The sequence below is a fragment of the Pluralibacter gergoviae ATCC 33028 = NBRC 105706 genome (assembly GCF_001598855.1).
GTDB classification, from domain to species: domain Bacteria; phylum Pseudomonadota; class Gammaproteobacteria; order Enterobacterales; family Enterobacteriaceae; genus Pluralibacter; species Pluralibacter gergoviae.
On sequence record NZ_BCZS01000050.1, the window covers coordinates 1 to 21,977 of the forward strand.

At 48.8% G+C, this 21,977-nt stretch carries 25 protein-coding genes; 3 read left to right on the forward strand and 22 right to left on the reverse strand.

Translation table 11 applies throughout. From position 1 onward, the window contains the following. Positions 1 to 155: 155 nt before the first annotated feature. The 8 genes from ENGE1_RS24785 to ENGE1_RS24825 are packed head-to-tail and all read right to left on the reverse strand — an operon-like array spanning position 156 to position 8,653. Complete coding sequence (locus ENGE1_RS24785) at positions 156 to 3,206, reverse strand: plasmid transfer protein (protein ID WP_031942490.1); 3,051 nt, start codon at positions 3,204 to 3,206, stop codon at positions 156 to 158. Continuing rightward, the gene (locus tag ENGE1_RS24790) at positions 3,203 to 3,697 is read right to left on the reverse strand and encodes a hypothetical protein (RefSeq protein ID WP_011091080.1); all 495 of its coding nucleotides are present in this window, start codon (positions 3,695 to 3,697) and stop codon (positions 3,203 to 3,205) included. Before ENGE1_RS24790 ends, ENGE1_RS24785 begins: the two co-directional genes overlap by 4 nt. A gap of 45 nt (positions 3,698 to 3,742) precedes the next feature. After that, positions 3,743 to 4,132, reverse strand: a complete 390-nt coding sequence (locus tag ENGE1_RS24795; RefSeq protein ID WP_011091078.1) for a DUF6750 family protein — start codon at positions 4,130 to 4,132, stop codon at positions 3,743 to 3,745. Between the two features lie 16 nt (positions 4,133 to 4,148). Next, on the reverse strand, positions 4,149 to 4,679 hold the full coding sequence (traQ, locus tag ENGE1_RS24800) for a conjugal transfer protein TraQ (RefSeq protein ID WP_011091077.1): 531 nt from the start codon (positions 4,677 to 4,679) through the stop codon (positions 4,149 to 4,151). Between the two features lie 23 nt (positions 4,680 to 4,702). After that, entirely contained in the window at positions 4,703 to 5,407 is a 705-nt protein-coding gene (gene traP, locus ENGE1_RS24805; RefSeq protein ID WP_031942491.1) for a conjugal transfer protein TraP, read from the reverse strand. Between the two features lie 11 nt (positions 5,408 to 5,418). Then, positions 5,419 to 6,768 carry a conjugal transfer protein TraO gene (gene traO, locus ENGE1_RS24810; protein ID WP_011091075.1) on the reverse strand — a complete coding sequence of 450 codons (1,350 nt, stop codon included), beginning with the start codon at positions 6,766 to 6,768 and terminating at the stop codon, positions 5,419 to 5,421. 11 nt (positions 6,769 to 6,779) lie between these two features. After that, the gene (locus ENGE1_RS27570; RefSeq protein ID WP_011091074.1) at positions 6,780 to 7,931 is read right to left on the reverse strand and encodes a DotH/IcmK family type IV secretion protein; all 1,152 of its coding nucleotides are present in this window, start codon (positions 7,929 to 7,931) and stop codon (positions 6,780 to 6,782) included. Positions 7,932 to 7,939: 8 nt separating this feature from the next. Then, positions 7,940 to 8,653, reverse strand: a complete 714-nt coding sequence (locus tag ENGE1_RS24825) for a DotI/IcmL family type IV secretion protein (RefSeq protein ID WP_109914255.1) — start codon at positions 8,651 to 8,653, stop codon at positions 7,940 to 7,942. Between the two features lie 67 nt (positions 8,654 to 8,720). Here ENGE1_RS24825 and ENGE1_RS24830 point away from each other — a divergent pair, with 67 nt between their 5' ends. Beyond that, positions 8,721 to 9,131: an H-NS family nucleoid-associated regulatory protein gene (locus ENGE1_RS24830; RefSeq protein ID WP_004187465.1), complete on the forward strand. Its 411-nt coding sequence runs from the start codon at positions 8,721 to 8,723 to the stop codon at positions 9,129 to 9,131. Between the two features lie 28 nt (positions 9,132 to 9,159). Continuing rightward, positions 9,160 to 9,315, forward strand: a complete 156-nt coding sequence (locus tag ENGE1_RS27575; RefSeq protein ID WP_172693602.1) for an Hha/YmoA family nucleoid-associated regulatory protein — start codon at positions 9,160 to 9,162, stop codon at positions 9,313 to 9,315. On the opposite strand, the gene ENGE1_RS27580 is transcribed toward ENGE1_RS27575, so the two are convergent. The 8 genes from ENGE1_RS27580 to mobA are packed head-to-tail and all read right to left on the reverse strand — an operon-like array spanning position 9,316 to position 18,328. Next, a complete protein-coding gene (locus ENGE1_RS27580; protein ID WP_011091071.1) occupies positions 9,316 to 9,828 on the reverse strand; it encodes a hypothetical protein in 513 nt (170 codons plus the stop codon). Beyond that, the gene (locus ENGE1_RS29345) at positions 9,794 to 13,096 is read right to left on the reverse strand and encodes an LPD7 domain-containing protein (RefSeq protein ID WP_031942492.1); all 3,303 of its coding nucleotides are present in this window, start codon (positions 13,094 to 13,096) and stop codon (positions 9,794 to 9,796) included. The genes ENGE1_RS27580 and ENGE1_RS29345 overlap by 35 nt, the downstream gene beginning before the upstream one ends. 24 nt (positions 13,097 to 13,120) lie before the next feature. Next, positions 13,121 to 13,381: an IcmT/TraK family protein gene (gene icmT / locus ENGE1_RS24840; RefSeq protein WP_004187310.1), complete on the reverse strand. Its 261-nt coding sequence runs from the start codon at positions 13,379 to 13,381 to the stop codon at positions 13,121 to 13,123. Further along, positions 13,371 to 14,534: a plasmid transfer ATPase TraJ gene (traJ, locus tag ENGE1_RS24845; protein ID WP_004187313.1), complete on the reverse strand. Its 1,164-nt coding sequence runs from the start codon at positions 14,532 to 14,534 to the stop codon at positions 13,371 to 13,373. The genes icmT and traJ overlap by 11 nt, the downstream gene beginning before the upstream one ends. Positions 14,535 to 14,544: 10 nt before the next feature. After that, complete coding sequence (locus ENGE1_RS24850; RefSeq protein ID WP_004187315.1) at positions 14,545 to 15,324, reverse strand: type IV secretory system conjugative DNA transfer family protein; 780 nt, start codon at positions 15,322 to 15,324, stop codon at positions 14,545 to 14,547. After that, positions 15,321 to 15,821 carry a DotD/TraH family lipoprotein gene (locus tag ENGE1_RS24855; RefSeq protein WP_004187320.1) on the reverse strand — a complete coding sequence of 167 codons (501 nt, stop codon included), beginning with the start codon at positions 15,819 to 15,821 and terminating at the stop codon, positions 15,321 to 15,323. Before ENGE1_RS24855 ends, ENGE1_RS24850 begins: the two co-directional genes overlap by 4 nt. 13 nt (positions 15,822 to 15,834) lie before the next feature. After that, on the reverse strand, positions 15,835 to 17,814 hold the full coding sequence (gene traI, locus ENGE1_RS24860; protein WP_059509498.1) for a TraI/MobA(P) family conjugative relaxase: 1,980 nt from the start codon (positions 17,812 to 17,814) through the stop codon (positions 15,835 to 15,837). Continuing rightward, on the reverse strand, positions 17,801 to 18,328 hold the full coding sequence (gene mobA / locus ENGE1_RS29350) for a plasmid mobilization protein MobA (protein WP_224253863.1): 528 nt from the start codon (positions 18,326 to 18,328) through the stop codon (positions 17,801 to 17,803). The genes traI and mobA overlap by 14 nt, the downstream gene beginning before the upstream one ends. Before the next feature lie 34 nt (positions 18,329 to 18,362). Here mobA and ENGE1_RS24870 point away from each other — a divergent pair, with 34 nt between their 5' ends. Beyond that, positions 18,363 to 18,758 carry a MobC gene (locus ENGE1_RS24870; RefSeq protein WP_172687230.1) on the forward strand — a complete coding sequence of 132 codons (396 nt, stop codon included), beginning with the start codon at positions 18,363 to 18,365 and terminating at the stop codon, positions 18,756 to 18,758. A gap of 500 nt (positions 18,759 to 19,258) precedes the next feature. Here ENGE1_RS24870 and ENGE1_RS24875 read toward each other — a convergent pair whose 3' ends face one another. The 6 genes from ENGE1_RS24875 to ENGE1_RS24900 all read right to left on the reverse strand — a co-directional run bounded on the left by ENGE1_RS24875 (position 19,259) and on the right by ENGE1_RS24900 (position 21,945). Further along, positions 19,259 to 19,795, reverse strand: coding sequence for a hypothetical protein (locus tag ENGE1_RS24875; protein WP_011091066.1), 537 nt, complete (start codon positions 19,793 to 19,795; stop codon positions 19,259 to 19,261). 132 nt (positions 19,796 to 19,927) lie between these two features. Next, complete coding sequence (locus ENGE1_RS24880; protein WP_004187333.1) at positions 19,928 to 20,239, reverse strand: DUF5983 family protein; 312 nt, start codon at positions 20,237 to 20,239, stop codon at positions 19,928 to 19,930. A gap of 55 nt (positions 20,240 to 20,294) precedes the next feature. Next, on the reverse strand, positions 20,295 to 20,729 hold the full coding sequence (gene ssb, locus ENGE1_RS24885; RefSeq protein ID WP_004187334.1) for a single-stranded DNA-binding protein: 435 nt from the start codon (positions 20,727 to 20,729) through the stop codon (positions 20,295 to 20,297). A gap of 71 nt (positions 20,730 to 20,800) precedes the next feature. Further along, positions 20,801 to 21,022, reverse strand: a complete 222-nt coding sequence (locus ENGE1_RS24890) for a hypothetical protein (protein ID WP_004187336.1) — start codon at positions 21,020 to 21,022, stop codon at positions 20,801 to 20,803. A gap of 154 nt (positions 21,023 to 21,176) precedes the next feature. Continuing rightward, positions 21,177 to 21,461 carry a hypothetical protein gene (locus ENGE1_RS24895; RefSeq protein ID WP_059509500.1) on the reverse strand — a complete coding sequence of 95 codons (285 nt, stop codon included), beginning with the start codon at positions 21,459 to 21,461 and terminating at the stop codon, positions 21,177 to 21,179. Positions 21,462 to 21,504: 43 nt separating this feature from the next. Continuing rightward, positions 21,505 to 21,945, reverse strand: a complete 441-nt coding sequence (locus ENGE1_RS24900; protein WP_004206916.1) for an antirestriction protein — start codon at positions 21,943 to 21,945, stop codon at positions 21,505 to 21,507. Between the last annotated feature and the right edge of the window lie 32 nt (positions 21,946 to 21,977).

The window sequence follows — 21,977 nt, forward strand, 5'->3', positions numbered from 1 at the left end:
ACCTAACAGGCCATTAGCTGTGCTCAACGCCGGCATAACCTGCGTTGAGATGGGAATGCTGCTGTTAACGTTGACCGTATAGGCAAATGCTGACTGTACGCTGAAGGCCAGAATTGAAACAGCCATCACTGACCGTTTTGCTTTTCCGATTTTTATCATCTGAATCCCCTTCTCACATCAGAAATGATTTCTTTAGCGAGCTTCATCGCCATAGTTTGTGATTCTTCTTCAGAATCACGCTCACCACCCTGATTGACCACCATTTCATCAATGATACTTGATGCACTTCCCATAGGGAATCTATTTGCTAATTCTTCCCTTGCTTTTTTCGTTCCGAGCTCTTCATAAAGCACATCTCTGAGCGCTCTATCTTTTGCAGATGAGTTCAAAGCCCAAAGCAGTTTTGGTCCTAATGTGTTTTTCAGAATGTGGCAAATAAGACCACGTTTTGTTTTAAAAATACCGAGGAATGCAGTACCACTTCCGTCCGGATAAACCCCTTGCGGAAGCTGTCTGAAACGACGCAGGATATCGGCCGGGATGTTGATCTCTAATTGCTTCAGATACTCTTCATCCCCTTCCGTCAGGCGCATCATAAACAGGCTGTTCATGGTTTTAAGCACACTCGAAGGCATATGGCTCAGATACTGAGACGAGAAGGCAGTACGGACGTTGAATTTACGATCTTCAAGGTCAGCGGTGTTCAGCGCATTTTGAATAAAGTCGATGCCGGCAAAGTTATGACACTCATCATAAAAGGTATGTTTAACCTCTTCTGAAAGCTCCCTGATGCGCGCCTGGTGATATGCCCTGTACTGCTCCGGTAAAGCAGGAATGAAGGTTTCTGCGGACTGAGGCAGGTAGTAGTTACGCACAGCCATCTGGCGCGCAAAAAGATACATAATGCCGGACTTGAGCTTACCTGCAGGTGTCGTTCTGTCACCGAGGACGTTTTGCATGTCCAGGATCGCAATGCGAGTCTCCGGGCTGAAATCATAAACCGTTATCCCTGAGAAAATGGCATACTCAGCTGCAGCAGCCTGGAAACAACGTGCAACGAAGCCTACTACAGGCTCACTCCCATTAACTTTTACGTCAGCGTATTGGTTTTTAAATGATTCAGTTTGTAGTTCAGCAATAAAATCGTGAATGGTTGGCACAGCATAACGCTGAGCAACCGTCGCAGCATGAAGATATTTTTTGGCAAACAGCTTATCAACGACTTCCCACCATGTAGCTCTTTCAAACCAGTCTTCACCAAGCTCTTTATCCAGACCTGATTCTTTCAGAGCTTCATTAATCACCGGGTCGTTATACTTAAACAAGTTAGCACTTGAATGCGCTTTTGCTTTGTATACGTTTGATACAACCTTACTGACGATTTGGCCAACGCTCATTGCATCTGGCGGCTGGCCAATTGCCGGATCAATACAGAATGCGTTAAGCATCTGCTTTAAGAATACTTCCTCAAACTGCGTCAGATACCTTGAACCTAACTGCGTATCGCAGATGTTAATACAGTGCGATTCGTCATTGTTCAGGGTGATACTGGCAATCTGGTGACGTTTCTCTGCCGGCAGCTCAGCGCTAATCAGATCGGCGATGCCTTTTGCACTGTAGCCCTTATCAATGATGGTCAGATAAGGCAGTTTTTTATCAGCCCGGTAAATCGAACTCAGGTTAAGGCGGTTGGCCAGCACGCTTTTACCGGAACCTGGAACACCGGTGATGACATCGGTAAATTTCTCCTGCAGGGGACTGGCGATTTGATAGGGGAACAGCTTGCCATCGAGCGTGATGAAGTTGATATTGCCTTTACCATGCCAGGGACTGGCCGGACGTTCAAAAGGTAACATCCGCAAGCCTTCACTCAACGGCGGATAATGCAATGAGCCAGGTGTGGCCGTGGTCAGCCCCGGAACGGATGCAATCAGTGCGCTACCTGGATTGCCATATGTCTTGGACACACCTGATACACCCCAGCCTTCAATCGCCTTAGTTAAAGCCGCCAGGTTGCGTTTGGCTTCATCCTTAGTGTCGCCCCAGGTGGCAAAGTTGATGGCCATGATAGCCGTTGGATCGGTTTCGCTCTGGGCCCGGACATAATCCATATCACGCGCGATATTACCGAGTGAGGGAATGAAACGAAGGAAAGATATGATTACTGATGGCCAGAACAGTGCTTTTTTGCCCCCGCCTATAAAGTCATATTTTATCCGGTACGGGATTTTCCGGTTAATCGCGTTGAATAACTGCTTAAATTTGACAGGGTGAAGTGGTGGTAACTCAAGGGCAACAGAGCCGTAATACTTACCATCACAGTAAATCAGGCCACCATCTTCTTCCAGTTCCCCTTCCATGATCTGGATATTCAGCCGCGGCGGCAGCACGGAGTCGATATTGTCTTTCCGTGGGGCGCCATAAATTCGCAGATTTTGGTCAAACGGCGTGCGAGGGTACCAGTTTTCTGATGTTGAATTCCGGAACAGCATCTGACGCATCATTGCGCCAGCGTGTTTGACATCGAGGACATCAACCAGAAGCCCCATTCCTGATTCATCATCCCCCTGAAGCATACCAATCAGGCGCCACAGCATCGCGTCATGCGTGATCTTCAAACCTTCAAGCTGAAATTCGATTGGGTTCTGACTGAAGCGCGTCTGCGGGATATCCTTCAGTACGCCGGCAGCTTTTGCCTGTTCGTTTTTAAGTTCATCCTTCGCAATCATCCCCTTCGAGGTATACAGCACGATGTAAGCGCGTTCACGGCTGTAATGAGCGGCGATTTTTTTTGCGTCATCGGCGATCAGGTCTTTAATGTCTATCTGCAGACGCTCTATTGCTGCTACCTGCGGTTTATAAACATTATTCAGCTCTTCCTGGTTCTTGGTAAAGTCGCGTTCGAACACCACAGACAACTTATGGCCGCTGTTAATAAAGGAATTCGACAAGGAGTTTGATAGGTGCATGATGAAGTCATTAAACGACTTCTCGTCAAACGATGATTTAGCGCCCTGAACCTCAATAACGGTAAGAAAATCGTTGTTCTTAGTGGTCAGAATGTACGGAGCCCTGATTTCAGGATGCTCAACGCGATCCTGCGACGTAAGCCCTACAACCGTTGTCAAATCACAGTATTTTAACGAGTCATTTGATGTCAGATTGCGTGAGATACCTTCGATCACATCCTCAAAGAAAGAAATCATTTAAAACCTCTCTTACCCTTGTAAATTTCATTCCAGTCACTTACATCCGGCAATTCGTCTGACTCTGCAACAGAAGCGACAAACTCATCGTCAAAATTCATGGGAAGTAACTGATGGTGTTTTTTTATCAGGTGCAGTAAATCGTATCCATCATCACTGCCGGTTTCGTTTAGAACTACGTCAGTTGTGCTGAGCAATATCTGTTTAAGTTTCTGCGCCTTTTCACGGTAAGAATCGTCCGTTGACTTTTCCGCCTTTGCAATTGAACGAAACAGCAGGCTGTAGAGTTTTCGGTTTGTATTTCTCTTCAGCAGAAGTCCGGTTTGAGTCTCTAGTTTCATTTTCTCCGGATGTTCGAGCGACAGGCATACAGAGCAAAGCATTCTCTCTTTCTGTCCATCTTCTGCGAGGGAGAAAACATCTTTGCTCTTTATCCCGCACACATGGCATCTGGCAGGTTGTTCATTCCTGGTGAGCTTAAAATCTTTCATGAGGGAACTCCGATATTGGCCCCGCAAGGCGGGGCCGAAGGGACATTACAGGGTTGCGTCAACGCCAACAGTTGAACCAACAGAAGAGATCCATGCGGTCAGGCCGACCAGGCAGGCACCAACAACCATTGACCAGAAGATGAAGCTGCCACTGATATCTTTCCCGCGTTTGTTTTTAAGGAAAAGAGAAACAAGCCCGACAATAAAGAACACAACACCAATGACTTTACCGCCGGTAATCAGACCAGGCTGGGTACTGGCAAGACCTTCCGTGAAGGTATTGATTTTCTCCCAGACAGTCGTTTCAGCCGCAGCCTCTTTGCTCAGTAATGCCAGCGGCAATACCACTAACGATTTTGCCACCGTTCCGCGCAGCTGATACGCTGCGATGGATGCAGATAATGCCTTGTCTTTGATAAGTTTAACAATTTTCATAAAGTATCCTTTTTGATTACCAGTGAATGTTTAATGTGCTCTGCAACGCATCGAGCGTTTGTGTATCGAACATCAGAAGTAGTCCACATACAATTTTCACAATGGATGCCCCTCTCGTACCCGAAGCTGACAGCTCCGTATGGCCCTCAAGGTAAGAGTCTTTCAACCCCTTTATACCCCTGTAAAAAAAGTATGCGCCGAGAATTCTAACAATCCCCAGCACTGCGTTGACTGCTGCGGCTCCCATGCCAAACGTAGATTCGCTCGCATAACTGACGGGTCCGAAGCTAACATCGCCAAATCCTAAAGTGGCACCGCCTGAGTTCATCTGTGCCTTCAACGTGATGAGGCATACACAGAAGATGATACCGGCAAAAATTCTGCCAACTTCCACACCTTTTGTTGAATGCCTGGCCTGCTTCCGCAGGCTCATCAGATATCCAATAACACCAATGATCCCAACGACTGCAGCGACACCTATGATTAGCCTTGTCAGCGGCTCCTGACCACCGTTAGCAACCTGAATTAATACCGATTCTAAATCCATAGTTTCGCCTTTTTAGGTCCTGTTTAGCGGATAAGGCCTTTACTTGTAGTAACGATTCTATTTTCAGTATCGATACCCGTAATGGTGACTCCGCCAAGTTGACTACCGACCTTCACAGCATACGTCTGGTTTTTGTATTTTACCCAAGCAAGATCGCCAGATAAATCATTAATTGAAAAACCTCTCAACAAAGGTAATGCCTGCGACGTTGCCCCCGAAATTGTTCCACTCTGATTACCAAATGAAGGCCCATAACCAGCGGCTTTCATTTTCAGTTCCTGAACCTGATTGTTCAGATTTTTGATTTGTTCATTAGCGCTTTGTAACTGACTGGAAAGGATCATCATTCCATTTTTAGAAGTTGATTCTATCGCGTCCAGCCGTTCCTTTTGCTGCAGCAAAATCCCGGAAATTTGCTCTCGGAAGTCACCAGAATCCTGCCCGGCAGGGGCAGCCTGTACGTTCTGACGTTGCCCTGAAGACTGGATCGTGCCATTCCCGGCCGCAGGCGCAGTGTCACTATCGGAGCCCCCAAACAACCAGACTAAAAGCAGGATAGCTATGACAGCGATACCACCAATCCATGCATAGTCACTAATCTTAAGCGGCTTTTTGTTTGCTTTTGCTGCTGGCGTCACTGTCGGTTTTGGCTTTTCAGCAGGCTTAGCAGACACCGGTTCCTGGGCAGGAGCTGCTTCGTTTTTATTGTCATCTTCAAACAGATTCATTATCAATCTCCTTAACGGTAATACGGGTTATTGGTGCCATACCCGTAGCCGGGGTAGCTTGGAAAGTTTTGCTGAGGGTAATTAGGAGCCGGAGGCTGAGGCATCTGCTGAGGCTGCACACTAGATAGTGTCGGAGTTGCTTGCTGCTGCGCCTGCTCTGCAGAAGCATTTTCCAGATTCTCGCCACAGTCGCTTTCATACACTGGCGCGACAAACTGGATGCCTATGAGTTGGTTACGGTCAACCGTAACCTGCTTAATCGGTAGGCGGGCTGCATCGTCGGCCAGGACGCGCCCTGCTTGCTCACCCATCCCGCCAATAATGGTACCGGCTACCGCTTTGCCATCAGGTGTATCAGTTGAACGATATGCGTTCCCGCCGTCAGTGATAATCATCTGCGAATTGCTGTCCGCATAGAGCTGACCAGTTCGGCCTAATCCGTTAGCGACAGCCGGCAGAATAATACGGCTGAACCAGCGGTTATTTACATTTGAGGAAACGGCCGCGCGCAACGAGTCGGAAGCCACGCCATACGCATCGACCTTACACTGCACTCCGTTCAGCTCCATGCCGGTGAAGTGAATTCGAATACCATCGCCGGCAAGACGGTTTTGGCCAGAATAGAATTTGGCGCCGGCCTGCGCTCCAGTTGGAACATGGGCAATAGCAATACTGTTCTGATCGTCACTGTCCATCGCCGTATCCATTACTGCCGGCACAAGCGTGTAAGCCGATACAAGTCGGGCTCCTTTATCTTTGGCCTTATTCTTCGCCCCCTGTTGTTTTTCAGCATCCGGCTTTTTGTTCTGCGGATAGACCGAATCGGTCCACCCTGAGAAGGTACCGCCGTTCTTGTCATTTCCTTCTGCTCCCAGAGGGGTTGCAAGAGCAACACCCGTGACAACTGGTGTTCTGGCCTGGTCTATTTTCTGCAGTAACGTAGCCACCGCTTTAGCCTGACGCTCACGCTCTTTCTGCTCAGCATCATTCGCCTTACTGTTATCGCCCGACGGTTTTGCTGACGATTCCCACGAATATTTTGGTGGCGGTGCTTTGGTGCCGTAATCAACGGCCACCGGATTACTGGCTGACAACGTGGAGATGAAGCTATCCCCTGTGAGAGCCGCTTTATCTGAATTATCAACATTCCACTCATTCAGCAGCTTGTTGTATTGGGGATCATTAGCTTTTTCCCTGCCAGTTTTCCCTTCCAGCCCCTGGGCTTTCACCTGCGACCCGCCCGTTGCCGGCTCATCTGATGAGCCAAACAACCAGTACCCTCCCAGAAGCGCCACCACTGCAGCAGCACCACCGACGTAGAGCATCATTTTTCTGGTTTCTTTACCTTTATCTGTAGCCATCGTCGTTCCCCTTAATTCAGCTCAACTTCAACGTCACGCGCCTGACCATTAACAGAAAAAGTCAGCACTGGTGTTGCCGGCAGCACGTAAACATGTGTGCCATCGATAGCGGAAAGCGTTTTTTCAAACTCATCCTGCAGCTGCATGTTACTTCTGACGTAGAGCTCATCACCGATCTGCCAGACTTTGGTACTCCCTGGCGCGTTTTTAAGTTTCAACCGCTGAGCATCTTCAGGCGGGATGCCATCGAGCACGCTCTGCAGCTGCTTGTCATACAGTGAGATTTTTTTCTCAGGCGTAGCGGTATAAACCGGTGTGTCAGGACTGCGCTTCGGGATACGGAGATCCAGACGATAATCAACATCAACGGTTTTTGATTTAACGGAGGGTTCTGCCCCCTTCACGTTAATAATGACCGGCGTGGCCAGCCCCTTCAGAAGCACTGTGATGTTCCCGCTGGCATAGGCATTGGTCGGCTGGATTGTGAATACCGCCGATCCTGGAATATAGCCAACACACAGTTCACCACCTGAAGCACAGGGACTCGAATTATATGGAGGGGCACCTAATACCCAGGGGTGTCCGGTTGCATCTGAAAACGTCACTGTCGTTGCCTGGTTTGGAAATACCCGTACCTGCGGAATGGATGCGCCAGCTGACAGTGATACCGTCTGGCTTGAAATTCGTGGGATCGGCGTTAATGGTGAGGTTTTGGCCGCCGCGCTCATATCTTCCATTGCGCTGCGGGCCGACCGCACCTGACCAGGGGTAATAGGCTGGATCTGCTGCAGAACAGGTGCAGGTAACTCTTCCAGTGTCTGCGGATTAACATGAGTAACCTGCTGCTGTGGTGGAGGAATCTGCGGCATGGGTGCAGGAGGCAGTGCAGTCGTTGGCCGCTGTTGGGCCTGTGCCTGTGGTTGTTGGCCTTGCGCCTGCTGCTGACCTTGTTCCTGTGCTGTTTGCTGTGGAGGCTGTTGCACCTGTGACTGCTGATTTACGGGCAACCCGGAACTGGCCTGCTGCCATTGAGCAATATCACCACCAGGCACAGCTGGCGCCGTTTGCTGCGGCGCTCCATTACCAGTCGGCGCATCAGCTGCAGATACAGAATTTGCCGAAAACAGTGCGGCCATAAGTACAGTTAACAGTTTAATCTTCATGATTGACCTCAGTAGTTCCGGGGTTTGAGAATGGCCTGTGCTACTTGAATACCCCGTGGATCTTCGTCTTCTTTGACGCGGCGTACCTGAACCATCAAATCGTAAGGTTGCGGTCTGTAGTCCTGAGCCTGCCCAACAAGCTGAACAGTCACCGGAATGCGGTATTGCCAGGCATAGGTTTTGGTGCCACGGATAAGACCTTCCGTGATCAGGGTTCCAGGAGTTGTGGAAAGTTTTACGTTCAGACGTTTTTCACTGATATCTTTCAGCAGCCCACTATCGGACAGCGCTTTACGGAAACTAACGTACCCTTCAGCGCTAAAATCGCCGCGGACGCTGGTTAATTGGTTTTCGTAATTCACAAAGTTCAGTGAAAGCGATTTGATCATTGTACGGTTGGCAAAGTCCATCACCTCTTCCGCCGTGTAAGCGGGTTCATCGGTTGGATGAACTTCTGTGATCATGCCCCCATTCGTTGCAATATATTTGATTTTTTTCTGGTGAAGCCAGTAACCCTGAAGACCAATGATAATGATTGCGACTAATATGATTAGCGTTTGAATCAAAATTACTTTTAAACCATGTTTCGATACGATTTCTTGTACCGTTCGGTTACTCTCTTCAGCCAGAGCTGGAGCAAGGGCGTTGCTGTCATCATCAACGACTGAGTTTTGATCCGAGTCAGTTTGATCCATAATATTTTCACCATTTTGTGTTTTCATAGAGTTTCTCTTTTCAAAAGTTTGTGTTAGAAAATCACGCAGATCGTTAATGAACAATGAGGTATACATGAGCGAACATAATGATTACGAATCCTGTGCAGTTATCATGTGCGAACGACGAAAAGCCACCGCCGTTTTGCGCAAAATCCCGCCAGAAAACCTTGAACAACTCATTAATATGTGGTCCGACATTGCACAGGGAATGATCGAGAAATTTAAGGAAGAACAGAAGGCCACTGAAGAGAAAGCCGCAGCCACAAAGCGGTTCATGGAAGAACACAATATTACGGCTGATGAAGCTCTCCAGATCTTCGAAAATCTCTTTGGTCCGTCCACGAAAAGTAAATCCACTTTTGGAAAAGTGAAGTACCGGATCGAAGTTGATGGAAAGTCCATAACCTGGACAGGAAAAGGTCGCCGACCTGCAGCGTTTGCCGAGATGAGCGACGATGAGCTCAAAAAATATGAAATCAGCTGAAGACTGGCTGCATACTGTCAGACGTTTCATGAATGAAGATTCGCTTGATACGTATGTAGACTCAAAACGTGATGTTCTACCTGCCACAGAATTTATGCGTTTACTAACCGCGGCGGAACACCGCCGCGTTGAAATACGAACCGGCAAGCTATTCGATAAAATCCCGAAAGGACTCTTCCGGTAGTTACAAATGGAACGGGAATGCATCACTGTTTGCATCCTCACCACTTCCACTCGCAGCTGCCGGATTGTTTAATTGCACATTCTTAGAAGATGCGTTGGGCAGGATACCTGACGTATCTGGCAGTCGGGATGAAATCGTTGACCACGGGTCCAGCGTTGTATTAGTCAGGCTCCCCCACTTCTCATTTATCTTCGATTTAACCGTATTGCATACCTCATCCTTCACCTTATCAATGATGTCGCTGATAGACGGAAATTGAGGGATTTTTAGTGATACCGATAGCGACCCCAGGCACTGTCCGAGAGAATCAGATGTACTGGATTCACTTTTAGCGGCGTTGTTAATCCGTTCAACCTCCTGTTTATAGGCAGCATCAGCACCAGCTTTTGCCAGTTCGTATGCTGCACAGGTCTGTGTGGCTGCAAATGAGCTCACAGAAATGCAGGAAAACCCTACTGCTACGAGTAGGGTTTTTGTTTTATGGCCGAGGCGCTGACTTTGCGACTGGTGCATGAGTCTGTTCTCTCCTTTCATCATCTTTTCTTTTTGCAGCATTAGAAGGATGAAAAAGCTGCTTCATTACTGTTTTGTTTTTTACCTCATCTGAGGCCGGTTGTAAATGCTGAGGCTGTTTTTCATTTGCAATTGTGTTTTTGTAAAGCAGGTTTTTACCTCCCTGATCAACATGGCCGTATCCGTGCAAAACAATTCCACTTTCTGCATTTTTATTGATTGCTGAAAGTGTCATATACGTTTTCCAGTTTCCATCTTTATCAATACGCTTGTTCACTTTACCAATTACGCTATGGTACTCGCCAGATTCCTTATCCTTTGCGATCCCCTGCATGAATCCTTTACGAGACTCAACAAGGTAATAATCCGGGCGTTCGCCTTTTTTATGCGGTGCGACCAGCAAAGGTGTACCCGCGGTTTTTGACTCTTGAGGGAGTTTATAGCCTGTGGGTTTTGTCATGCTTTCAGGAGCTGGCTTACCATTCGGCAGGAACCAATACAGTTCTTTTTCAGGCACGTCCTCACGGCTGAGATCAACACCGGTAATCTGCTGAATTGTTGTGCGGAGCTTCTGGAAGGTTGCAGCATCATACGGAACCAGTTCAGAAGGCTTATAGGCCTGTTCATTCCCTGCTGTTGGCTGTGGGTATACAGGTTTTACTTCCCACTCATTACGTTTGGTCTGGATAGTTTCATAACGAACGATCTTGTTGCTTTCATCACGGACAGGTGCATTCACCTCAACATCCACAAATCCCAGCTTTCTGACTGTAACAAGACGTTCGGTGTCTACACCAGCATCTTTAACCGCTCTCTCAAGGTCTTTCCCCCAGAGTGTCTTCTCTCCATGTTCATTTTTGAGGGTGACAAAGTAGTTCATGGATTCATCATCTTTCCACTCATACTTAGCACGTCCATGCGCGACGATAACGCCTTTCTCCCAGGATTCACCCGCAGCTTTATCTTCCTTTTGAGTATCAGATGCATTCTGCTTCTTCGGCTGTACAGAGGCCGATTCTTCCCAGCGCATTCCATTCTGCTGAACTGATGAATTTGCCTTTTCGTTTGCCCCTTCCTGCTTATTCGCATTTGAATCAGCAACATTTTCTTTTGCCGTTTCTTTTGCTGTTTCATTTGCTTTTTTGAGTTCGAGCAATTTAACCCTTTGTTCTGGGTTAGTCAGTTTCACCTCAATGTTGTATTCACTGATAAGGTTAAACACTCGCTCTTTAAATTCGTCACTGCCGGTGATTTCAATACCACGATGATGTTGCTTATCCGCGGTAAGAACGGCCGCCAGGATCATCTCGTCACTCTGGCTGGCTTCAGGGGTAGCCATACGCAGATGTGAACCGTAATCGTAAAACGCATCCTGCCCATCAAGCGTATACGCCGTATAGTCTTTCTCTGCTCTGTACCCAAACCGGGCAATTAACCCTTCCAGGTCTATACGTTCTTTTGGTGGCGTTTCTGCATTATCGTTGGTTGCCCAGCGTATGCCGTTTTCCAGTTCTTCGTTTGTTTTTTTCTTCTCCTCGGTTTCATTTTCAGCCGGGGCGGTATTAGCTACAGGTTCGCTGGGCGCTATCCCTTCAGGCTTTTGCTGAGCAGTGTCAGTTGTTTCACCGCCAAAGGCCATCATAGCGGCATACGCCTCAAGATCACTGGCGCTATTACTCTCTTCATCATCGCCGTCTCGATCTGTTGGTGCGGCGTATTCCGGTTCAGCAGCTGCAGGGGCGCTGGCCACCGGCGCGGTTTCCTCCGGTTCGGCAGCTGCAGGGGCGCTGGCCACCGGCGCGGCTTCCTCCGGTTCGGCAGCTGCAGGGGCGCTGGCCACCGGCGCGGCTTCCACCGGTTCAGCAGCTTCAGGGGTGCTTGCCACCGGCGCGGTTTCCACCAGTTCAGCAGCTGCAGGGGCGCTGGCCACCGGCGCGGCTTCCACCGCTTCAGCAGCTGCAGGGGCGCTGGCCACCGGCGCGGCTTCCACCGGTTCAGCAGCTGCAGGGGTGCTGGCCACCGGCGCGGCTTTTTCAGGAGCTGCAACGGCAGCGCTGTCAGTCGAGCTGTGATTAACGTCAGTAATGTTCGGGTTATCAGTCGGCATAGTGTCTACCCTGTTCATTTGATTAATGGCTCCTTCTACCTGCAATCTGACTTGCTCCAGCCCTTCAGAGACATGCAAATCGTTGTAGTCAGTAAGCCCTTCTTTCGGGTTGCTAAAGGCAGGGACCAGAACATGGCCGGCAGTCAGCTCTGCAGCTTCTGTCGCTTTTTCTAGCCCAACGTTCTCGTCTTTATAAATGTCATTGTCAGCAAGGAAGTAATGAGTGCTGTTTGGAAAGGTGTCTTTCAGGCGGCCAGCAACTTCCACCATGTTGCCGGCATTAACCGTCATGATCACAGGCTGATTGATGGCTTCGCTGATACTGGCTGCTGTCGCATATCCCTCGGCATAAAGCAGGTTGTCACCATCCTTCAGTTGGCCACCCACAACGAAAAAACTCCCCCATGCCTGGCCGTCTTTTTCAAGGTGTTTACTACCGTCGGACCAGATGCGCTCAAGGGTCCTGAACTCGCCATCAGCATTAAACAGAGGGATCACAACGTTGCCCCGCTCATCAGCTTTAAGGCCGTTAGCGGCAATGACCTGTTTGTTTTTCAGGTATGCCAGATCTCCCGTGGCATCCGGAAGCCGGTTATATTCTTCCATCAACCGGTTAGCGGTCTGATCAAACTTATCCGCTTGCGCTGCAGCTCTTTGTTCACGCCTTGCCGCAGCATCAGCACGGAGCATGGCCATTTGTTCAGGGTTAGGGGCTGCGCCGGTAGATACCCATTTCTGAATTTCACCACCGTTCTTATAGTCCCTGTACCACCCTGCAGGTCGGCCATCCAGAAAGGCGGCATACACCCCCTTTCTTGAACCAGCTTTACCGTCCACTGTATCGACATAATGCTTCTGGCCATCGAACTCTATGGGGTCTTTGATAATGGCACCGCGCTCTTCAAGCCACGCCGTAAATTCATCTTCAATGGCTTGAATATCCAGGGGCGGTTCTTCGATCACCTTATTGGGGTCAAAAATCCACTCTTTCAGCCGGCTCAGGTTGGCCCCCGGCTGTGCATACCACACCTTTTCTTCCTTCACGTAGTCCAGAGCATTACTGCCATCAGCCAGTTTGCCGGCCGCACGTATTGCACGTTGGCGATCGTCAAAGGGAATACTCAGACGGGTTCTTTCAGTTGCAATTTCAGGTTTCGCCATACTGTCTACCCCTGTAGTTATGTGTTATCGCTGAGAGCGCCGGTACCACCACGGCCGCCCGGTAAGTTTTTTCCCGCGGATAACCCGGAGAATGACCTGGTACAGCACCGGTAACGTGTAGCCCATCATGGCCAGCAGAAAGTAAAAGAGAACCACACAGGTGCAGATAACAAAGGTTTTTACTGACGGGAACGGAAACCAGATGAAGTACACAAGAAACGAGATAACAGGCACACCAAAAACCGTCAGTGGCCGGCCGGCATAACGCCATTTGTTAATGTCCATACTTGCCCTCTTTTAACGCCAGATAGTCCATATATCCTGCGACCTCGATGACTTCCGCTTCGTCGATCAAACCTTCCTGGTGCATTGCCCAGGCATTCTGAATCAGACTGCGGTTTTCAGCGATCAACAGGTCGTCGATGTAGCGGCCCCACTTGCTGTAATCAACGTCATAGAGTTTGCGGCGCAGGCTGTTATCAATGACGAGATATTCACGGACAGCCTTGCGCCGGCCGTCTTTTGTTTTAAGCAAGCGTTGCACGATGATGTAAGAAAGGATACTCAGCAGGTCAAAGGCGGCAGCTTCACGCATTTCCGGCGGATAGTTCTGCAATGATCGGGAAATGGCTTCTCCGACCGTTTTGACGTGCAGTGTGCCAAGACAAAAGTGGCCGGATTTACCTGCCAGTACAGCAGCTTCAAATGACAGGCGGTTAAGGAGCTCACCAACCCCCATAATCTTCGGAGAACGACGGAGCCCGGAGAGAGTGATAAAATTGTGGAAGGAATCAATATCGCGCCCAATCTGTGACTGTGCCGGCGCCGGCGCAATCCAGTCTCGACTTCCCAGGCGATACTCGATGGGATCTTCAACCGTGATGATTTTCCGGTCCTGGTACGTTTCACCGCAATACTGGAAGATGCTGGCCATCAAGGTTGACTTGCCCGATCCCGTCTCGCCGCATATCAGTCCGAGGCCGGCAGCCGGCAACAGAGAATTAAACAGGTCCGGCTCAATACCCATTTGTTTAAGCTGAGGAATAACCTCATTCAGAACACGGAGTGTCAGAGACATTGCCGCTTCTGTTTTATAAATATCGGCCTGAGTAAAGTTCGCGCGGAACCGGCGGGTTTCGCCGCGGCCGAGTCCAATCGTGCCCGCTTCATCACCTCTTAGCTGGATAGCGGTATTAACGACCGCAGCACTTTTCAGCGTCCCTTTGATCTCCTGACCGAACACCTTATCAACGGTACGTTCCAGCTCCAGGTTGTCGAGCGGGTAAGATGTCATGGGCAACTGGCGCCCATGACGTTCTACCCAGATTTTATCTCCGCCCTGCAACAGAATATCGGACACTTCATTGTTTGAGCAGTGTACGAGAAAACGTTCCAGCGTCTGGGGCGTCAGCGTTGGACCAAAATTGAATGCTTCCATCTACTGCCCCTTAACGTATGGTCGGTTTCCAGCTGCGTTTGTTGATGTCAAACTCAGCTTGCTGCTTCATACGTTTCGTTTTATCGCCCAGCATGAGGCGGTTTTTATCCCCTGTAACTGTTTGCTGCTGCTGTGTGATGACTGGAGCCTTAATCATGCCCTGCTGCAGTAGCGTGCTGTAGCGCAACATGCCGGTGTAATCCCGTGTGAGGCGATTGAAATTAGCAGTGAATATCTCATCAGCTTTTTGGCGACCGTCAGACCAGCCCAGCGCGACAGCTTTTTTCCAGATATCACGTTGTTTCCCGTCCTTCGGCATTGCCGCCGGTTCAGGCAATTCGATCCGCTGCGCCATCAGCCCGGTCAGAAGATAGCTTTTCCAGGTCGGTGGGTTACTGACAAAGCGCGCCGGCACCACAATGTCATAGGCACGGTTGGCCGTTCGGATTTGCTCATTGGTAATGTGTGCAACGTCTTTAGCTTCAGCAATGACTGGAGGCAGGTAGCCTTCAGAAGAGATCAGCGGCTGGAACGAATACATGTAATCAAGGTTGCTGCGCTGATTTTCCAGCGCGGCGCGAATTTCTTTAGCGCGTTCTGCCTTACCGCCGCGAAATCCAATGGTGTGCGCTGCGTCGTTTAGCATACTGCCAGTAACATCGGCCTCATCGTCACTTTGGCTTGGCGGGTCCATGTAGTAATCCAGGCCTTTAACATCGGAGTCGTCCGCGCGTGCAACGTTCGCAGCAAGCAGCGGTAACGTCAGAAGCACGATCAGTTTAAGTTTCATGGGCGGGTCCCTCTGAGGAATGAACCTTTCTTCGATGGTGTGAGGTAAAGCAGCTGCAGTTCACCGGGTTTCTGGTTGATGGTGGCACGGTACTGCGTTTGTTGTCGGATCAGGGTCAGCAACTGTTCAAACGTAACCTTCGAACCACCAACATCGATATTGAGTGGAAGCGGTAACTTAATCCCCTGACTGGTGAATTGAAGGCCACGCTGTTTAGCCAGTTGCTCCAGTAATTCGTAAGCATCACCCTGCCAGCTCACACGAACATACTGACTGTTTGCATTGATAATGGTAGGGAATTTGTAACGGGTCCTGTTAATGGCTCCAGCCTGGTAAAGCTCATCCTGTGCGAGTTTTATCTTAATGGCTTGCTCACGCAATTCCTGATCTACCAGCTGCTGTGCAGAGATTTGTTTTTCCTTTTCGCTTTGAGAGGCACACCCGGCAAGAGCTAACACAGAAACGGCCGCGAGGACCGTTTGCATTTTGATTTTCATTTCTTACTCCATTTTACTTCGGATTGAATTTGTCGTCGCTTTCACTTCTGAATTGCATTTCATTTTTACTATTATTTTGCTCACGAATCAAACGATGTTTCTCGTTTTGAGCATACGCCTGCTGAGCGGCATCTGTGAAGGTAATGCCCTGCGCGACAGGGTGATTGTGGTTCACAGCTGCATCGACGATACGATTACAGCACAGTTCCTTAAACTCGCCGTCACCATCAACACGTACAGATTTGGCTTTACCAGCAATCGTTAATGCAATTGCAAGATCAGCCGTTTTCTCTTTGTCGATTCCATTACTTTCTGTCAGCACAATATGACCACGATCAGCCGCTACCGGTTTACCGTCGCGCTCAAAGATAACAGTACCGTCTTTCAAAAGCCGTGGCTTGACACCATGACGTGCTGAGGCCATTACGGCCACATCATCACGATCATGACTGGTGATGGCGTTAAAGGTACGGTTGAACCCGATCTGCTCAACCAGCTGCTGTTTATACTTCTCCTTCTTCCTGGAGGAATAGGCAAAGCCCCTCATTTGGCTGAGCGCTGCCTTATCACCCTTCAGTGCTTCCTGTTCGACCCACTCCCGGTAAGAAAGCCGTGGGTTAGCCGCTCTGAAACCGTTGCGTTCTTCACGCAAGCTAAGCCGCAGATTGGCAACCGCCTGCAGGCGTTTGAACTCAGCCAGGTTGTACATCAGCTTTCTGGTATGAGGATCTGAAACAGAATGCCGGACGTTATTTTTCACCAACCGGGTATGTTGGGCAATTTTCCGGTATTCATCGGCGATGCGATCCTTATCCGGAGAATATATCGGTAAATTGTTCCGGTAGGCGCGATAGCGACCCTTGAGCAGCATTCTTTCTTCTGCGCGCTCAATTTTACGCTGCAGACGTTTATTGGCATCTCGACGATAAGCACCAGGGGTATATGCGGTTTTAAATACCGATACTTTGGCCGGTTCAATATGTGAAGGCTGGTATTCACCAAAGCGCTCTTCCATCGACTTCAGGGTATATTGCGCCTTGTTAAATACCAGACTCGCCTTAACAGCCGTCTTCTGGTTTTGATGTTCGTGGGTAATGACGTAGCCCTTTTTCCCCTGTGCTTTTTCGACACGAAGACCGATGTCTGCAAATGTCTTATGCACATCATCCCAGCTTTTGGCTTCACGAAGCCCAGCTGAAACATGGATCAAGTTTTGACGACTACCGCCTACCTGTTCATCACCAACGATATAGCGATAGAGCGTTTCAACCCCCTCTTTATTCTCCATCTTGTTGATGCGATCGAGTGAGCGCCAGTTGCCCCGCTCTTTCTTGCTGTGAGGGTTCCGGACAATCTGTTGACGGTCATTAACCACATATGCACCGTTTGAATGGGACCAACCATTCTTCAATTCCAGTAAGCGGCACGCCTGATGAAGAGTGTCTTTGGTAAAGCTCGATGAGGCTGCTTTATATGTCTGGGGATTGATGCGGTTAACAGCAACATGCACATGCAGGTTATCTGTATCCCGGTGGATGGCAGCAACATACTGGTGATCGGACATGCCCATCGATGCCAGTGTAAACTTCACCGAATCGAAAATCTGATCATCATTCGGCTTTTCATAGTCAGGCCATGAGAGAACATAGTGCATAACAGGATCTTTACAGCGTGTGCTTTGCTGAGAAACTGAATTCATTTCCTGTGCTGCACCATCGAGCGAGAAGGTATTGTACTGGCAGGTGACATCACCAACCACAACACGCTGTACACCTGGCTCAACATCCACCGGTGTGCTGATCACTTTCTGCTTACGGGTCAGGTAATTGTTTAACCCTTCGAACATATCCGATTTAACAGCTAAAGCCGTCTCAGGAGTAGGCTGAACTGTATCAGTCAACTCCTGAGACGGCTTGTCTGCCATGTACTTAATCAGCTGACCAAAGCTGGACTTTTTGTCCCTTCGGCCCTCAATGATTTTAGGTATCACCATCCATCTCCTGTTGCAGTTTCTGTGCGGCCTTTTTGACCTCGATCAGAATCTCTGAATACTCCTTGCTATGAACTCCGGCACCTTCGTTAAACAGATGTTTTTGAAGGGCTGTTATCTTTACAAGAGCGGCAAGTGCATTGTAATTACCTTTCGATTGAATGCGCTTTCCAAGCCCAGATTTGATAAGATATTGACTAAGACTAAGCCCTGCTTCATGGGCCTTTTCGGTGAGTTTAGCTTTCACTTCTGTGGAACATCTCACCTGGATTCGATCGTCTGTTTTTCTGCTCTCGCTACGGCTCATCAGATAGCTAACCTCGTTAGGGGGTGTCGGGGCTTGCCCTGACCAAGACGTTTTTGGACGGCCGCCGCGTGTCGGCGGTACTCCAAAAACACATCTTGTCCCGTACTTAAATACCTCTTTGAATTCTACCATCGGCGAGGTTTGAAAGCCAGCAGCGAAGGGCCTGGCAGGCAGAGCAATTGAATCGTGCCGGGCATCATGTAAAATCACCCGAATAGCCTGGGTCGATTTTCTCCGGTTCGGCATGGCGATTTTGACATTATTGGGAGGGCATATGCCTGCAAAAAAGAAAGCATTTTATAGCAGTGAGGACATCGGAAAATTCAAAAGCATTCTCGACGACTTGCCTGATGTGACGTCAGAAAGGCTTGAGAAAAAGCACGTACTCGACGAGCTTAAGTCTGACATTAAGAAGCTGAAAGATTCGAAAGGATATGAAGATAAAGAGATACTGAAATTCCTCAACGATGCGGGTTTTTCAGACGTTACATTACGTGATATCAAGGACATTACTGCCGGACGAGTTGGAAAAAAAAGAACCAGCAACAGCCGAAAAAAAATCACTGGAGTTGACGAAGAGCTGCGCACACAAAATGGCTCTACTGGTCAGAATTCTGACGCTTCAGGTCCGCAACATTAACCTTCACCTTTCGCATATAGCATCCCACATTATGATATAGCTCCCGGCCTGTCAGGCCGGGCGTGGGTGCTGCCTTCTCGTGTAATTGTGCGTGCATACTTGTCACCGTTCCGGTGACAAGGGCACTCATTGGCCGGAAAAAATTTTCCGGTTCCGCTGCGATGCAGCGCTCAATGGTGCGCACGTTCAGGGCCACGATCCGCCCTTGATCCCGATAAATTTACAGGGAAAGGAGTCCGGGCTCGGATATTAAAAAGGGGCGCATACAGCGCCCCTGAGACAGTTACAGATTACATCGCGGTTTCTTTAATCCGCCGGAACACTGCCAACCAGAAACGGAAGTGATCCCATTGCGCTGCGTTCATCGGATGCGACTTTGTTTGCACTCCGTTTGCGACATCTTCAGCATAGTGTATAATCCACAACGGCATTTTGAACCTCACAATTTAAATTGCCTACCCAGCCGGATTGTTGGCGCAATCCGGCACCTTTTCTGGATTTCAATGATTCATCACCTCCTTCACATCCAGAACCAAAAAGTTATCGTTAGCGTGACGCTGCCCTACGATGAAAACAGCATCAAAGCGACTTACTGCAACTACGTTTAGTTTGCCTGTAACCTCCTTTCCGTTGATGTTGATGGTTTCATAGAGCACCTCGTATTCCTTCGCAGAATCGGAATACTTCTGCTCTTTCCAGTTTTCTATCTGTGCGATCAGCTCCGGGGCCAGCTGCTGACGAACACGGTTTAGTTCATAGTCACGATTGAGAATCAGGCGGTAATCTTTAATTAGCTGGTTGATAACCTTGTTCTCATCCCACTCGGATAGCAGTGGGCACTGTTCGCACTGTATAACACCATCTTCAATCAGTTTTTCTCTGATGCCATTAACTACCTGTACAGCACTTAATTCACTGTCATAGTTCTTTTTAATTTCTTCGCTTCCCGGATATACCATAGCGACATCATTAAAATGGCTTACGATTAATTCTGACACAATAAGGGTATAAACCTCATAAGGGTATAAGGTCGCCATAATATTCTCTCCACGTTATTTACAGAGCGTTTTAATCAATATCCACTTTTAAACTTCACGATTATTATACGTCTAATGAGCCATTACAGGCAAGAAAAAAATGCCCCTTTTCGAGGCATATTTTTAACCGGTTTACCACTCCCAAACGGTCAGTTCTGGCACCTGTTCTGCATCCCGGTCAAACCAAATCCAGTCGAACCCAGCACCATTTAACGCGGCTATATTATCCAAAGCACTTGCACTGATCCCCGCCCTGGTTAATTCCACTCGCCATTGTTCAGTAGCAGAAATACGCAATATCCACCCATAGCGATTTTTCTCGATCCAGAACAAACCTTGACCGGACAAGTCATCGTTACAGACCTTGTCCAGTAGTTCCGCATCTTCTTTTTTTACATGGCCGGTACTGACGACCGCCACCCGATATTGTTCACTGATATTCATACTCCCCCCTCTGGATTGGCGGCCCGCGTCCTGCGGGCCGTTCTAACTCAAATACTCACTGCGGGTAATCATTCATATCCGGGAACGGCGGTTCATCATGATTTTCAATGCCTCCCTGGCCTTCTGCACTGGTGTTACGTGGCCCAGCTCCCGGCAGCATCTGCATTTCGCCGTTATTATCGATCACAATTTCCTTATTGCTGCGCATTTTGCCGTCTGTCCCTTGCCATTTGTTATTACGAATGCGCCCGACAAAATACAGCATCATACCCTTTTTGAAGTACTTCCCAGCTGCTTCGGCTTTCTTTCCAAAAATGACAATATCATGCCATTCCGTTTCTTTTTGCTCCTTCCCTTCGTTGTCGCTATAGCTGATTTCTGTAGCCAGCGTCAGGCTCGCAATGGCCGTTCCGTTTGGGGTGTAACGCACTTCTGCATCTTTGCCAGCACGCCCCATCAGAATCACTTTGTTTTCGCCACGTTTCCACATAATACACCTCATACATTTGATGTTTATCAGTAAAAAATGGGAGGATTAAGGGGGATTTTTCCCCCTCTTTATCAGTAAAACTTCACGTTCGATTTCAGGGCTTTTTCAAAGTCTTTTACAAAGGAATTTGCAAAAGTGTAATCACGATGAATAAGCTGTTTTGTTTTAGGATTTCGCCACTCAACCTGCACTGATTCGGCTGAGTATTCGATCACCTCGATTTGATTTTTTACACCGAGATAATCAGCAATTGCCATTACGGCATTCACTTTTTTTTGGTCTGCTTCTTTCATTTCAACTCCTTCGCCAGTCGGGGCGCTACCGCGAAAGACTCAACTGCCTTTCGATGTAATAATTATACGTCTAATGAGCCATTTTATCAACTCATCAGACGTATTTTTTTAATTTAATTTTGTTCAAATATGAACATTTAATGATGTAAGATATCTAACATAATGGCTTGAATTTGGCCTTGTTGTAGGTGATCCGGTAGTCTTTGCACTTCCCGTTCTGCCGCAGGAACTCCAGCGAGACAACGTTAGCAGCGGCAAAATTGATGCACATAATGCTTTCCAGCGCCTCGAACAGGTCGGCCCCATTGGCAAGCGGAAACCACAGATCGTTGTCGTTACCGCTTAATTTTTCATGAAGACAGAAATGCACAGCACGCACGCCGCCAAATTCCGAAACCAGCACCGTATTGCTGGCGCGAATATCAGTTAGTGTTAACATTTTTCCCCCTGTCAGTATTGGCCCCCTCGCGGGGGCCGCCGTTTCAGTCAATCGCGCGGTAAATCAAACCGGCTTCGGCGTGCTGGTCGGCATATAATTTGAGCTTTTCCTGCTGGGTGATCAGCATGTCGCAGATGTGCTCATAGCCGGCATCATGTGCGTGCCAGATCATGTGGTTCAGGGTGAACAGGGTCAGCACGATACCGGTAGCTTCTGCGGACAGTTCCCCTTCGAACCAGTTACCGCTAACCGATACCGTGAAGCGCTCTGCGCTCAGTGGGTACATGAAGCCGCTACCGCAAGACAGTTCGACGAACTCCCAGGAACCGCCTTGATAATCGGCGCAGAGAGAACGTGCGTGGTTGTAGACACCGGCCTCACCTGTGAGATACCAGGCGCCGAACAGGCGTGGCAGAAAGGCCATGCGGCGGTTATTGGGGATAATGCGTGCAGTGATGGCGGGTTGATTCAGTTCAGTAGACATTTTCTGTACTCCTGCGCCAGTCGGGGCGCTAC

Excerpts from the sequence above, each read along its gene's own strand:
- ENGE1_RS24785 (WP_031942490.1), bottom strand. The coding sequence starts at position 3,206 with ATGATTTCTTTCTTTGAGGATGTGATCGAAGGTATCTCACGCAATCTG.
- ENGE1_RS24790 (WP_011091080.1), bottom strand. The coding sequence starts at position 3,697 with ATGAAAGATTTTAAGCTCACCAGGAATGAACAACCTGCCAGATGCCAT.
- ENGE1_RS24795 (WP_011091078.1), bottom strand. The coding sequence starts at position 4,132 with ATGAAAATTGTTAAACTTATCAAAGACAAGGCATTATCTGCATCCATC.
- traQ (WP_011091077.1), bottom strand. The coding sequence starts at position 4,679 with ATGGATTTAGAATCGGTATTAATTCAGGTTGCTAACGGTGGTCAGGAG.
- traP (WP_031942491.1), bottom strand. The coding sequence starts at position 5,407 with ATGAATCTGTTTGAAGATGACAATAAAAACGAAGCAGCTCCTGCCCAG.
- traO (WP_011091075.1), bottom strand. The coding sequence starts at position 6,768 with ATGGCTACAGATAAAGGTAAAGAAACCAGAAAAATGATGCTCTACGTC.
- ENGE1_RS27570 (WP_011091074.1), bottom strand. The coding sequence starts at position 7,931 with ATGAAGATTAAACTGTTAACTGTACTTATGGCCGCACTGTTTTCGGCA.
- ENGE1_RS24825 (WP_109914255.1), bottom strand. The coding sequence starts at position 8,653 with ATGAAAACACAAAATGGTGAAAATATTATGGATCAAACTGACTCGGAT.
- ENGE1_RS24830 (WP_004187465.1), top strand. The coding sequence starts at position 8,721 with ATGAGCGAACATAATGATTACGAATCCTGTGCAGTTATCATGTGCGAA.
- ENGE1_RS27575 (WP_172693602.1), top strand. The coding sequence starts at position 9,160 with ATGAATGAAGATTCGCTTGATACGTATGTAGACTCAAAACGTGATGTT.
- ENGE1_RS27580 (WP_011091071.1), bottom strand. The coding sequence starts at position 9,828 with ATGCACCAGTCGCAAAGTCAGCGCCTCGGCCATAAAACAAAAACCCTA.
- ENGE1_RS29345 (WP_031942492.1), bottom strand. The coding sequence starts at position 13,096 with ATGGCGAAACCTGAAATTGCAACTGAAAGAACCCGTCTGAGTATTCCC.
- icmT (WP_004187310.1), bottom strand. The coding sequence starts at position 13,381 with ATGGACATTAACAAATGGCGTTATGCCGGCCGGCCACTGACGGTTTTT.
- traJ (WP_004187313.1), bottom strand. The coding sequence starts at position 14,534 with ATGGAAGCATTCAATTTTGGTCCAACGCTGACGCCCCAGACGCTGGAA.
- ENGE1_RS24850 (WP_004187315.1), bottom strand. The coding sequence starts at position 15,324 with ATGAAACTTAAACTGATCGTGCTTCTGACGTTACCGCTGCTTGCTGCG.
- ENGE1_RS24855 (WP_004187320.1), bottom strand. The coding sequence starts at position 15,821 with ATGAAAATCAAAATGCAAACGGTCCTCGCGGCCGTTTCTGTGTTAGCT.
- traI (WP_059509498.1), bottom strand. The coding sequence starts at position 17,814 with ATGGTGATACCTAAAATCATTGAGGGCCGAAGGGACAAAAAGTCCAGC.
- ENGE1_RS24870 (WP_172687230.1), top strand. The coding sequence starts at position 18,363 with ATGGCGATTTTGACATTATTGGGAGGGCATATGCCTGCAAAAAAGAAA.
- ENGE1_RS24875 (WP_011091066.1), bottom strand. The coding sequence starts at position 19,795 with ATGGCGACCTTATACCCTTATGAGGTTTATACCCTTATTGTGTCAGAA.
- ENGE1_RS24880 (WP_004187333.1), bottom strand. The coding sequence starts at position 20,239 with ATGAATATCAGTGAACAATATCGGGTGGCGGTCGTCAGTACCGGCCAT.
- ssb (WP_004187334.1), bottom strand. The coding sequence starts at position 20,729 with ATGTGGAAACGTGGCGAAAACAAAGTGATTCTGATGGGGCGTGCTGGC.
- ENGE1_RS24890 (WP_004187336.1), bottom strand. The coding sequence starts at position 21,022 with ATGAAAGAAGCAGACCAAAAAAAAGTGAATGCCGTAATGGCAATTGCT.
- ENGE1_RS24895 (WP_059509500.1), bottom strand. The coding sequence starts at position 21,461 with ATGTTAACACTAACTGATATTCGCGCCAGCAATACGGTGCTGGTTTCG.
- ENGE1_RS24900 (WP_004206916.1), bottom strand. The coding sequence starts at position 21,945 with ATGTCTACTGAACTGAATCAACCCGCCATCACTGCACGCATTATCCCC.